General features: G+C 28.3%; 11 protein-coding genes. 9 read left to right on the forward strand and 2 right to left on the reverse strand.

Features of this window, described 5'->3' with window-relative positions:
* Nucleotides 1–143 precede the first annotated feature (143 nt).
* The 4 genes from J7M87_RS04440 (at nt 144) to J7M87_RS04455 (ending at nt 2,780) form a co-directional block, all read left to right on the forward strand.
* The gene (locus J7M87_RS04440; RefSeq protein ID WP_291649071.1) at nt 144–482 is read left to right on the forward strand and encodes a hypothetical protein; all 339 of its coding nucleotides are present in this window, start codon (nt 144–146) and stop codon (nt 480–482) included.
* A gap of 106 nt (nt 483–588) precedes the next feature.
* Entirely contained in the window at nt 589–1,389 is an 801-nt protein-coding gene (locus J7M87_RS04445) for an amino acid ABC transporter substrate-binding protein (RefSeq protein ID WP_291649073.1), read from the forward strand.
* 59 nt (nt 1,390–1,448) lie between these two features.
* A complete protein-coding gene (locus J7M87_RS04450) occupies nt 1,449–2,090 on the forward strand; it encodes an amino acid ABC transporter permease (RefSeq protein ID WP_291649166.1) in 642 nt (213 codons plus the stop codon).
* 12 nt (nt 2,091–2,102) lie between these two features.
* Nucleotides 2,103–2,780, forward strand: a complete 678-nt coding sequence (locus J7M87_RS04455; RefSeq protein ID WP_291649075.1) for an amino acid ABC transporter ATP-binding protein — start codon at nt 2,103–2,105, stop codon at nt 2,778–2,780.
* A gap of 173 nt (nt 2,781–2,953) precedes the next feature.
* Here the strand turns inward: J7M87_RS04455 and J7M87_RS04460 are convergent, their stop codons facing one another.
* The gene (locus J7M87_RS04460; protein ID WP_291649078.1) at nt 2,954–5,575 is read right to left on the reverse strand and encodes a calcium-translocating P-type ATPase, PMCA-type; all 2,622 of its coding nucleotides are present in this window, start codon (nt 5,573–5,575) and stop codon (nt 2,954–2,956) included.
* A 152-nt stretch (nt 5,576–5,727) separates the two neighbouring features.
* Here J7M87_RS04460 and J7M87_RS04465 point away from each other — a divergent pair, with 152 nt between their 5' ends.
* From J7M87_RS04465 to J7M87_RS04485, 5 genes are all read left to right on the forward strand, one after another.
* The gene (locus J7M87_RS04465) at nt 5,728–6,150 is read left to right on the forward strand and encodes a YaaR family protein (RefSeq protein WP_291649080.1); all 423 of its coding nucleotides are present in this window, start codon (nt 5,728–5,730) and stop codon (nt 6,148–6,150) included.
* Between the two features lie 175 nt (nt 6,151–6,325).
* Complete coding sequence (locus J7M87_RS04470; RefSeq protein WP_291649082.1) at nt 6,326–8,038, forward strand: ABC transporter ATP-binding protein; 1,713 nt, start codon at nt 6,326–6,328, stop codon at nt 8,036–8,038.
* 132 nt (nt 8,039–8,170) lie between these two features.
* Complete coding sequence (gene trxA, locus J7M87_RS04475) at nt 8,171–8,485, forward strand: thioredoxin (protein WP_291649084.1); 315 nt, start codon at nt 8,171–8,173, stop codon at nt 8,483–8,485.
* Nucleotides 8,486–8,502: 17 nt separating this feature from the next.
* Nucleotides 8,503–9,366 carry an NAD(P)/FAD-dependent oxidoreductase gene (locus J7M87_RS04480; RefSeq protein ID WP_291649086.1) on the forward strand — a complete coding sequence of 288 codons (864 nt, stop codon included), beginning with the start codon at nt 8,503–8,505 and terminating at the stop codon, nt 9,364–9,366.
* A gap of 386 nt (nt 9,367–9,752) precedes the next feature.
* Complete coding sequence (locus J7M87_RS04485) at nt 9,753–11,489, forward strand: oleate hydratase (RefSeq protein WP_291649088.1); 1,737 nt, start codon at nt 9,753–9,755, stop codon at nt 11,487–11,489.
* 195 nt (nt 11,490–11,684) lie between these two features.
* On the opposite strand, the gene J7M87_RS04490 is transcribed toward J7M87_RS04485, so the two are convergent.
* Nucleotides 11,685–12,524, reverse strand: a complete 840-nt coding sequence (locus tag J7M87_RS04490) for a VanW family protein (RefSeq protein WP_291649090.1) — start codon at nt 12,522–12,524, stop codon at nt 11,685–11,687.
* Nucleotides 12,525–12,637: the final 113 nt, after the last annotated feature.

Here is a 12,637-nt window from a genome sequence, read left to right on the forward strand (position 1 = left end):
ATAATCAAGTCTATAATAGTTAGTAGTATAAAAATAATGAAATAAGAAGTAATTAAAATATATGATAAAGTTAAAAATAATAAGAATAGGGAATTTTTAAAGTGTTAATACTAGTAATGTATATAAAAAGGAGCTAGATTTTAATGACTAAAAAAAATAAAAATACTGATATAATAATTTCGGTATTCATAATATATAATTGCTTTTTAGCTATTTTTTCAAATATTATTAGTACTAATTTTAAATATGAAAACTTTATTATGCTTGGAGTGATATACTTAATCTCTTTAATAACTTATTTTGTAACTATAGAAAATTCAATTGTATTTATTATATTTATAGATTTTATTTATTCAAGCATAATTTTATACAGACATTTAGTTAAATTAGAAGAATTACAATTAAGTACTTTCTATTGGATATTACTAATTCCTATTACAACAGTTATTATACATAATTTAAGAAAATTAATTAAAGATTAAAAATACAATAATTTATTTATATTATTGTATTTTTAATTGACTTTATTACTTTACTATGATAAAGTAATAAATAGGTAAAGAATATGAATTGAAGGGGGATTTAATTATGAAAATAATAAAAAAAATATTAATTACTTCATTATTAGGAGTAATGTCATTTGCATTAGTATCTTGCGGAGAAAAAAAAGTTGAAAATTCTATGGATAAAGAGGAATTAGTATTGGGGTTTGATGATACTTTTGTACCAATGGGGTTTAAAGACGAAAAAGGGGAATATACAGGATTTGATATAGAGCTTGCTAAAGAAATTGGTGAAAAATTAAATAAAAAAATTATATTTCAGCCTATAGATTGGAGTATGAAAGAGACAGAACTTAATAGTGGAAATATAGATTTTATTTGGAATGGATATAGTGTCACTGAAGAGAGAAAAGAAAAAGTTACATTTTCAAAAGAATATTTAAACAACAGACAAGTTATTATAACATTAGCTGATTCGAAAATTAACTCTAAAAAAGACTTGAAGGATGCTGTAGTAGCTGCTCAAAATCAATCAAGTGCAGTAGATGCAATAGAAGGTGATGGGGATATAGTAAATAGTTTTAAGGATGGAAAAATAGTTACATTCGAAACTAATAACGAAGCCTTGATGGACTTAGAAGCAGGAAGAGTAGATGCAGTTGTTGCGGATGAAATATTAGCTAAATATTATATCAACCAAAGAGGGGCTGAAAAGTATAAAGTTTTAGATGAGGATTTTGGTAAAGAATCATATGCAGTAGGAATGAGAAAAGATGATAAAGAATTAGCAGAAGCTTTTAATAATGCTTTTGATGAATTAGTAAAGGAAGGTAAAGCTGGAGAAATATCAGAAAAATGGTTTGGAGAAGATATAATAGCTAAATAAACTTAAAGATAGTTAGGATAGTTAAATTAATTTGAGATGAGGTGGTTTCTTTGGAATTAATGAAGGATATAATAGCTTTTATGCCACAAGTTTTAGAAGGACTAAAGGTAACAATAGAAATATTTATAATTACTCTAGTTTTATCTATACCATTAGGAGCTATGATTGCACTTGGAAGAATATCTAAAATAAAAATATTAAAATCAATAACTGGATTATATGTATTAGTTTTAAGAGGAACACCTCTTTTATTACAAATTTTATTTATATTTTTTGGTTTACCATTAATAAATATAAGTATTCCGAGGTTTCCTTCAGCAATACTGGCAATGGTATTAAATTATGGGGCATATTTTGGAGAGATATTTAGAGCTGGAATTTTATCTATAGATAAGGGGCAATTTGAAGGGGCTGAGGTATTAGGATTAAGTAAAAAAGATACTTTTTTTAGAATTATAATGCCACAAGCATTAAAAAAAATATTTCCACCAGTTGCAAATGAAATTGTTACTTTAGTTAAAGATACAGCTTTAATTTATGTTGTAGGATTAGATGAGTTATTAAAAGTGGCTAAGATAGCTTCAAACAGGCTTTCATCTCTAATGCCATTTGTAATAGTAGGCATTGTATATTTATTATTTAATGCACTAATAACAAAAGGTTTAGAAAGTATTGAAAAAAGGTTTAATTACTATCAGTAGGAGGAGTAGTTTATGCTGAAAATTCAAGGATTAAAGAAGAACTTTGGTAAATCTGAAGTTTTAAAAGGAATAGATTTAGAAGTGAAAGATGGCGAGATAGCGGTTATAGTTGGACCTTCTGGTGGTGGTAAAACAACATTATTAAGATGTGTAAATGGATTAGAGTTTTGTGATGAAGGAACAATAGAAATTGATAATAAGTTTTTATGCAAAGAAGGAGCTTATAAAGAAAAAAAAGAATTCAATGAAGCAAGAAGAGAAATTGGATTAGTATTTCAAAATTTCAATCTATTTCCACATATGAATATATTAGAAAATTTAATTGAAGCACCGAAAAGAGTTTTAGGAGAATCAGATGAAGTAGCAAGGAAAAATGCAACAGAAATTTTAGGTTTTTTAGGACTAAAAGATAGGTTAAGTAGCTATCCATATGAGTTATCTGGTGGAGAAAAACAAAGAGTTGCAATAGGTAGGGCATTAGCATTAAATCCAAAGTTAATGTGTTTTGATGAACCTACTTCTGCATTAGATCCAGGGATAACAGGTGAAGTAGCAAGCTTAATAAGAAGCCTTGCAAAAGGAGGTATGAGTATGCTTATAATTACACATGACATGATATTTGCAGAAAAGGTAGCAGATAAAATTTATTCGATGGATGATGGTAAGCTTAAAGAAGGAAATATATTCTAATAGATAATGGATAATTGATGAAAGAATGAAAAAGTTAAAAAATGAAAGAATTTAGGAATAAACTTCATAGAAGTTTAGAAAATTTATTTTTCTTAATTTAGCATGCTAAATTATTTCCTTAATTCTTTCATTTTGATATTTTAATAGTAAAATATTAAATTTTTATTATTTAATTATTTTTTATCTTTCATTCTAAAGAATATTTTTATTATTTCATTTATAACAAATGGAATTAAAGATATTAATATCACTATTCCCCAATCTGTAAGTGTTAATGGATAAACTTTAAAGACTGATGCTGTAAATGGTATTGTTATTATAGCAAATTGTAGCAAAATGCCTAATAAAACTGAACCAATGAGCCATTTATTTTTAAACACTCCAACTTGGAATAATGACTTAGTTTCATTTCTCATAGCTAGTGAGTAGAATAATTGTGAAACGCTAAGTACAACGAATGCCATAGTTTGAGCATGTCTTAATGAATCTGGATATAAATATTCTCCAAGTACAAAAGCAAATAATGTATTTGCACCAATCAAAATACCATTTAATATTAATAATTTACCCATTCTTCCAGCAAATAAGCTTTCTTTTGGATTTCTAGGTGGAAGTTCCATAACACCTTTATCTCCAGGATCAACACCAAGTGAAAGAGCAGGAAAACTATCTGTAATTAAATTTACCCAAAGAATGTGTATTGGTAATAATGGGGCAGCCCAATTTAACAATATAGCAACGAATAATGCAACTACTTCACCTAAGTTACAACTTAATAGGAATAAAATAGATTTTTTTATATTATTAAAAATGTTTCTTCCTTCTTCTACAGCACTTACTATAGTTGTGAAGTTATCATCAGTTAATACCATATCTGCAGCACCTTTTGCAACGTCTGTTCCTGTTATCCCCATGGCAACTCCTATATCAGCTGCCTTTAAAGATGGAGCATCATTAACACCGTCACCAGTCATAGAAACAATATTACCATGAGCTTTAAAGGCTTTAACAATTTTAACTTTATGCTCAGGAGACACACGAGCAAAGACTCTATAATTATTAACTATCTTAGTAAATTCTTCATCTGAATAGGTATCTATTTCACTACCAGACATAGCTTCTGAAATATCATTAGCAATGCCAAGTTCTTTAGCAATAGCTACAGCTGTATTTTTATGGTCACCAGTTATCATTATTGTTCTAATTCCAGCATTTTTACTAACTTGAATTGAACCTTTTACTTCTTCTCTTGGAGGGTCTATCATACCCATAAGACCAACAAAAATTAAATCTTTTTCAAGGTCATCTATAGCAACATGTTCAGTATCTATAACTTTATATCCTAATGCCAAAACTCTTAATGCATCATCAGACATTAAGTTTGAAGCTTCAAGAACTTTGTCTTTTTCTTCTTTTGTAAAATCTTTAATTTCTCCATTAATCAATATTTTATTAGAGATTTTTAAAATACTGTCTATGGCTCCTTTAGTGAATACATTAAAGCCTTTATTATAAGTATTTACAGTGGTCATAAGCTTTCTGTCAGAATCAAATGGAATTTCATTTACTCTTTTGTGAGCTTTATTTAAATCCTCTTTAAATATATTGATTTTATTACCAACATCAATTAATGCAACTTCTGTAGGGTCACCAGTTTGAACACCATCCTTTGAAGTAGCATCATTACATAGAATCATTCCATCAACTAATAATTTACTTTCATTATTTTTGATATCTATTTTTTCAAGAGCCTTAGTTTCTCCATTAACATAGAATTTTTTTACAGTCATCTTATTAATAGTTAATGTACCAGTTTTATCTGAGCAAATTATATTAACAGATCCTAAGGTTTCTACAGAGGGAAGCTTTCTGATAATAGCATTTTCCTTTATCATTCTTTGAACACCAAGGGCTAAAACAATAGCCACAATTGCAGGCAATCCTTCAGGAATGGCAGCTACAGCTAAACTTATAGAGGTCATAAACATTTCAAGAAAATCTCTTCCTTGGAACATAGATACTATGAACATAACTATTGAAATTCCAACAGCAGCAAAGCCTAAGGTTTTACCTAATTGAGCTAATTTTTTTTGAAGAGGAGTAGTATTTTCATCTTCTTCATCTAACATCTTAGCAATTTTACCTATTTGAGTGTCCATTCCAGTGGCTATTACTATACCTGTTCCTCTACCATAAGTTGCTAGGGTAGACATAAATGCCATATTATGCTGATCTCCAATAGGAACATCTTTTTCTTCTTTTATAATATCAGAATTTTTTTCAGCAGGAACAGATTCACCTGTAAAAGCTGATTCTTCAATTTTTAAGTTTGCAGATTCAATTAATCTTAAATCTGCTGGAATATATCTACCTGCATCTATTACTACAATATCACCAACAACAACTTCCTCTGATGCTATTTCAATAATTGAACCATCTCTTTTTACAAGAGCTTTTGGAGTAGACATATTTTTTAGTGCTTCCAAAGCTTTTTCAGCTTTAGATTCTTGAATAACCCCAATTATTGCATTAACAAATATTACGATTAAAATAATAATTGCATCACTTATTTCTCCTACAATTGCAGAAATTATTGCAGCAATTAGTAAAATGTAAATCATAACATCATTAACTTGCGATAAAAAAAGCTGTAAAATAGATTTCTTCTTTTTTCCTTGAAGTTTATTTAGACCATTTTTTTCTAATCTTGATTTTGCGTCTGTTGAAGAAAGTCCATTAATGACATTTGAGGATAATTCTTCAATTATTTCTTCAGAGTTTTTATTAAACCACATTAAAATACCTCCAAACTTTCTAAATTTTGTAAAAATAAATTTCTTATATAAGTATAGCATATTTACTTTTATTAATATTAATACATGGAAAAAAAAGTGAGAGAAAAAATATTTTTTAATGATATAATATCTATAGAGGAAGGGTGGAGATTATGGAAATAAGTAGAATAAATAGAAAAAGTCCCGTTAAGCAAGATAGAAGAGTAATTTCTGAGAAAAAGGATTTTTCACAAAGTTTTAATCAAGCTAGGGAAAGAAAATCTGAAGAACAATTAAATCAAATGATTGAAGAAATACATAAAAAGGGTAATAGATTAGTAGTTACAAAAACATATGGTGATGTTATAGCTTATAAGAAGTTAATAAAAGAGTATTTAGAATCTATTTTAAAGTTTATGTATGACACTAAAAAAGATATAAGTTTTTGGCAAACACAATATTTCATAACTGTAGATACTATAGATCAAAAGCTTGAAGAACTTACTAAATCTCTCTTAATGGGAGAGGGAGATAATTTAAATATAGCTTCTTCTATTGATGAAATACAAGGATTAATAGTTGATATATATAGATAAAAAGAATAAAGTATTAAATATTTAAAATAATTATAATTGCAAAATAAATATATTTATGATACTTAATAAATAGATAAATTGTTTCGAATAATAAAGATTACTTGAAAATTATTATCAATAAGTCTATTATTAAATAATAACAATAATATAATGTAGTAATAAAAGGAGGTTAGTTATGGTAAAGAGATTTATTAGTTACTATAAACCATACAAAAAATTATTCTTTTTAGATATGTTTGCAGCATTTATAGCAGCAGCATGTGATCTTGTTTATCCTATGATGACAAGAACTTTAGTAAATGATAGCATTCCAAATAAGAATTTAAGAATGCTAGTGGTGTTCGGAGTTACTTTATTAATTATATATTTAATAAAAGCAGCTTGTGGTTATTTCATGCAATATTATGGACATGTTATGGGTGTACATATGCAAGGTGATATGAGAAAGGATATGTTCTTACATCTACAAAAATTACCTAATTCATATTTTGATAACAATAAAACTGGTGATTTAATGAGTAGAATGATAAATGACCTTATGGAAGTATCAGAACTTGCGCATCATGGTCCTGAAGATTTATTTATTTCTCTTGTTATGTTAATTGGTTCATTTACTGTATTATGTACAATAAATATACCTTTGACTCTGATCATATTCGCATTTATACCTTTTATTGTACTGTTTACTTGGAAGCAAAAGAATAAAATGATGAATGCTTTTATGGAAACTAGAGTAGAGACATCAGCAGTAAATTCAAATTTAGAGAATTCACTTTCTGGAATAAGAATAACAAAGGCTTTTGTATCACATGATCATGAAATAGATAAGTTTGAAAATGGAAATAATAGATTTAAAAATGCTAGGTCAAGAGCTTATAAAGTTATGGCAGAATATTTTGCAGGTGTTGGATTTGGAATAGATATATTAGATTATGTAGTATTAATAGCCGGTGGAATTTTCACATATTTCGATATAATAAATATAGGAGATTTCTTTGCATATCTTTTATATATAAAATTATTTACTCAACCAATTAAAAAGCTAGTTAATTTCATGGAGCAATATCAAAATGGAATGACTGGATTTAAGAGATTTGTATCTATAATAGATGAAAAGATTGAGGAAGATGGAAGTTTAGATTTAAAAAATGTTAAAGGGCATATAAGATTTGAAAATGTTCATTTTAGTTATGATGAAAAAAATATTTTAGAGGGAATAGACTTAGATATAGAACAAGGGAAAATGCTTGCGTTAGTAGGACCATCAGGTGGTGGTAAAACAACTTTCTGTAATTTGATTCCTAGATTTTATGATGTAACAGAAGGAAATATAGCAATTGACAATGTAAGTATATATGATGTTACATTAGAATCTTTAAGAAAAAATATAGGAATAGTTCAACAAGATGTATTCTTATTTACAGGAACAATAAAAGATAATATATTATATGGAAAGCATGATGCTACTGACGAAGAAGTATTAAGAGCAGCAAAAAGAGCTAATATACATGAATTTATTATGTCATTACCAGAAGGTTATGATACTTATATAGGAGAAAGAGGCGTGAAACTTTCAGGAGGACAAAAGCAAAGAATTTCAATTGCAAGAGTGTTCCTAAAAAATCCACCTATATTAATTTTAGATGAAGCAACATCAGCATTAGATAATACAACAGAATATATGATACAAAAGTCCTTAGAAGAATTATGTGCAGGAAGAACTACTATAGTTGTAGCACATAGATTATCAACAATAAAAAATGCAGATGAAATCCTAGTATTAACTGATAAAGGTATTGAAGAAAAAGGAAGTCATGATGTCTTGTTAAAGAGAGAGGGATTATATAAAGAATTATATGAATCTCAATTCTTACATTTAAAAAAATAGTAAATAAAAGAGTTTTTATTGGGAAGAATAAAAAGGTAAAAATAACCCTATAATCTATTGACTATAAATAAATAATTGTGTAAAATAAATACAAACGATACCCCTTAGGGGTATATTAGGAGGTAAATTTATATGGTTCAACATGTATCAGAAACAGATTTTAATGAAGTTGTATTAAAACATGAAGGAGTTGTATTAGTAGACTTTTGGGCAACTTGGTGTGGTCCTTGTAAAATGATAGCTCCTGTATTAGAGGAAGTATCTAATGAAATAAATAATGCAAGATTTGTAAAAATTGATGTAGATGAAAATCCAAATATAGCTAATAAATATCAAATAGCAAGTATTCCAACTTTAATGATATTTAAGAATGGTGCTCCAGTAGAAACTTTAGTTGGTTTTATGCCTAAGGATTCTTTAAAAGAAGCTGTAATTAAGCATCTATAAAATAAAGAGGTAGAAAAGTGAGCGAAAGATATGATATTGCAATAGTAGGTAGTGGTCCAGCTGGTTTATCAGCAGCTTTAAATGCAAAGATAAGAAATAAGAAATTTATTATCTTTGGAAATAAGAACCTAACTAATAAGCTTGTTAGAGCACCTAAGATTAATAATTATTTAGGCTTTTATGGAATAACAGGAGAAGGTGTTAAGGAAAGATTTCAAGAGCATATACAGGCTATGGATATAGAAATAACAGAAGAAAGAATTAATAGTATTTATGCAATGGGGGAGTATTTTGCTTTAATGGCAAATGATAAAACTTTTGAAGCAAGGGCTGTTATTTTAGCAACCGGAATAGAATACACAAGACCTATAAAAGGTGAAGAAGAATACTTAGGTAAGGGTGTAGGATATTGTGCAACTTGTGATGCACCATTATATAAAGGTAAAGTAGTAACCATAATAGGTCATAACAAGGAAGCGGAGGAAGAAGCAAATTATGTTTCAGAGTTAGCTGGAGAAGTATATTATGTTCCTATGTATAAAGGCAATTATAAATTAAGAGATAATATAAAATTAATAGAAGATAAGCCACAAGAAATAGTTGGTGAGTTAAAGGTAACTAAATTGATCCTAAATAAATCTGAAATTGAAACAGATGCTGTATTTTTATTGAAAGATTCAATATCACCAGGCCAGCTAGTTCCAGGTTTAAAAATAGAGGAAAATCATATCTTTGTTGATAGACTTATGAAAACAAATATACCAGGATGCTTTGCAGCTGGTGATTGTGTAGGTAAGCCATACCAATATATAAAATCTGCAGGAGAAGGTAATATAGCTGCCCTTAGTGCAGTTCAATATTTAGATAAAATTAAAAAATAAGTTAAAGTAAAGCAGTATCAAAATACGTTTTAATATTAGATAATAAGAAGGGAAGTTCTAATTTGAACTTCCCTTTTTTGCGCATATATAAATAATAGATAAAAATTTCTATTTAAGTTTAAAAGCGTATTTAAGCAAGTAAAATCAATGGTTTAAAATGGGCTCATGAAACGCGAGCCCCTTTAGAAAAATAAAAGATTAACTGTTTTAAGGGAAATATTATAATATTTAATATGTGAACAAAATGTTAAGAATTGATGTATAAATTATAAAAAATAAACAAAATTAGACACATGATAAATATTGTCTAAATACTTTATTATTTGGGCAAACTATAATACTAATTAGATAGATAAATAATATATAAAGAAAGTTGAGGGATATTTATGGGTAAGAAGTCAAAAAATAATATAAATCCTTTATTAGCAGTTGGTGCTATTGCAGGGGCGGCGGCAGTTGCTACTTTAGCAGCAAAGAAGATGAAGAAGAATGAAGAAAAAGAATCATCATTTGTAACATTTACTCAAAATTTTGATGAAAATAATGAAAGACAAGTATATTTTGTTGGCGGTGGTTTAGCATCTTTAGCAGGAGCTGCATACTTAGTAAGAGACTGTAATTTTAAAGGTGAAAATATTCATATTATAGAAGGAATGCATATATTAGGCGGAAGTAATGATGGAGCTGGAGACCATATAAATGGATTTATATGTCGTGGCGGAAGAATGTTAAATGAAGAAACATATGAGAACTTTTGGGAGCTATTAAGAAGTGTACCATCATTAGAAATGCCAGGTATGAGTGTTACAGAAGAAATACTGAATTTTGACCACCTACATCCAACACATGCACAAGCGCGTTTGATTGATAAATATGGTGTTATACAAGATGTAGAAAGCATGGGATTTAATAATGCAGATCGTATGGCACTTGGAAAATTAATGATTACTCCAGAAGAAAAATTAGATGATTTAACAATTGAAGATTGGTTTAAAGATACACCTCACTTTTTCACAACAAACTTCTGGTATATGTGGCAAACAACATTTGCATTTCAAAAATGGTCTAGTTTATTTGAATTTAAGCGCTACATGGAACGTATGATATTCGAATTTTCACGTATTGAAACTTTAGAAGGTGTAACACGTACTCCATATAATCAATATGAATCAGTTATACTTCCATTAAAAGCTTATTTAGATGGATTTGGTGTTGATTTCAGTATAAATGCAACTGTTACAGATTTAGATTTTAAACCAGGTGAAGGTATAACAGTAACAGCAATGCATATAGAAGATGAAGATGGAGAAAAAATAATTAAACTCAATGATGGGGATATTTGCATAATGACTAATGCTTGTATGACTGATAGTGCAACATTAGGAGATTTTAAAACAGCTCCTGAATATAACCCAGATAAACCAATTTCAGGAGAACTCTGGTCAAAGATTGCTAAGAAGAAGCCGGGACTTGGAAATCCAGAATCATTCTTTGGGCATCCAGATGAAACTAATTGGGAAAGTTTTACTGTAACATGTAAGGGTAATAAATTATTAAAACTTATAGAACAATTCTCAGGTAATGTACCAGGTAGTGGAGCATTAATGACATTTAAAGATTCTAATTGGTTAATGAGCATAGTTGTGGCAGCGCAACCACATTTCAAAAATCAACCAATGGATACAACAATATTCTGGGGGTATGGACTTTACACAGATAAGATTGGAGATTATGTAAAGAAGCCTATGAGAGAATGTACTGGTGAAGAACTATTAATTGAACTTTTACATCACTTACATTTTGAAGATAAAATAGATGAAATAATGGAAACTGTAGTAAATGTAATTCCATGTATGATGCCATACATCGATGCACAATTCCAACCACGTAAAATGACTGATAGACCTAATGTGGTACCAGAAGGTTCAACAAATTTTGCAATGATAAGTCAATTTGTTGAAATTCCAGAAGATATGGTATTTACAGAAGAATATTCAGTACGTGCAGCAAGAATAGCAGTTTACACATTATTAAACGTAAAAAATAAAAAGATAATACCAGTAACACCTTATAAAAAGGATCCAAAAGTTTTATTAAAAGCGTTAAAAAAATCATATAGCTAGAATAAAAAAGTGAAAGAATGAAGATTTAATTTAATACTGAAGAATTAAATGTAAAATGAAAGAATTAAGGAAATAATTTAGCCTAGCTAAATTAAGAAAAATTAATTTTCTAAACTCCGTAGGAGTTTGTTCCACAATTCTTTCATTCTTTCATTAACTATCAATTGTTCCTTGTCCATTATCAATTATCCGCATTTATAAATTATCAATTGTCACTTTTTCATTGTCTAAGTACGGTTGGTACATCATAAATGCGTGATTTTCAGCCACATATTCGTCATTAATTTCTTCACCCACAATATTAAAAACTTTCCTATGTATAACATTATTTCTAATATAATGGCCAAAAAAACCAGGGGTTATAGAATGTTCTCTTTCATAAATTTCATATCTATAATTACAAGTCTCATTTGAGCACCACTCACCTATAAGATTTTCATTTGTAAGATATAATTTAAGTTGATAAGGCTTATTTGTAGTATTTTTAATCTCTAAATCTAAATAATTAAAAAAGCATGTAGCACCAGATCCAAAAGGTTGTGTTCTATTTACATCAGGAAAAACATCATGACTATGTCTATATCGCTCTGTAATAGTCAGAGGGGTATGTAAAGTAATCCAATAAATTAAATTAGATAATTGGCATAACCTGCCACCAACACCAGGTTTAAAATCACCATTAGGGCAAAGGACAACCCCGTCTTTATAACCTTTTCTATAAGTAGGTTTTCCGATTAGTTTCCAGTAAGAAAAGTATTCATCAGGCATAATTGTAACACCATCTAGCTTTTTTATTGCTAGTTTTAAGTTTTCAACTTTATTATGTTGCAAGTACATATCAACATTTTTTAGCTTTCTATAAAGAGGTGTACTATGTGTAAAAATTACATGCTCTAATTGTTCTTCATTAATATTTTTACTATATTTATTTTTAGAGAACCACCAGTAAAAATATTTTCTGATTTTATAGTAAGTTTGTCCTAAAAACAATCTAAATTGACTGCGTTTAATAGGCCTTTTTTCAACATAAGACATAAATTCAGCTCCTAAAATATATTACAATACAATTGTAAGATAATAGGAAAATATATACAAGTAGGTAAATTAATATTCATAATGTAAATGATAATTGGAAAGTAAAGTACACT

Origin of the sequence: Clostridium sp. (genome assembly GCF_017888565.1) — a bacterium.
GTDB lineage: Bacteria > Bacillota > Clostridia > Clostridiales > Clostridiaceae > Clostridium.

Bases quoted from the DNA above. Each gene is read 5' to 3' on its own strand.
- J7M87_RS04440 (WP_291649071.1), top strand. From the start codon at position 144: ATGACTAAAAAAAATAAAAATACTGATATAATAATTTCGGTATTCATA.
- J7M87_RS04445 (WP_291649073.1), top strand. From the start codon at position 589: ATGAAAATAATAAAAAAAATATTAATTACTTCATTATTAGGAGTAATG.
- J7M87_RS04450 (WP_291649166.1), top strand. From the start codon at position 1,449: ATGAAGGATATAATAGCTTTTATGCCACAAGTTTTAGAAGGACTAAAG.
- J7M87_RS04455 (WP_291649075.1), top strand. From the start codon at position 2,103: ATGCTGAAAATTCAAGGATTAAAGAAGAACTTTGGTAAATCTGAAGTT.
- J7M87_RS04460 (WP_291649078.1), bottom strand. From the start codon at position 5,575: ATGTGGTTTAATAAAAACTCTGAAGAAATAATTGAAGAATTATCCTCA.
- J7M87_RS04465 (WP_291649080.1), top strand. From the start codon at position 5,728: ATGGAAATAAGTAGAATAAATAGAAAAAGTCCCGTTAAGCAAGATAGA.
- J7M87_RS04470 (WP_291649082.1), top strand. From the start codon at position 6,326: ATGGTAAAGAGATTTATTAGTTACTATAAACCATACAAAAAATTATTC.
- trxA (WP_291649084.1), top strand. From the start codon at position 8,171: ATGGTTCAACATGTATCAGAAACAGATTTTAATGAAGTTGTATTAAAA.
- J7M87_RS04485 (WP_291649088.1), top strand. From the start codon at position 9,753: ATGGGTAAGAAGTCAAAAAATAATATAAATCCTTTATTAGCAGTTGGT.
- J7M87_RS04490 (WP_291649090.1), bottom strand. From the start codon at position 12,524: ATGTCTTATGTTGAAAAAAGGCCTATTAAACGCAGTCAATTTAGATTG.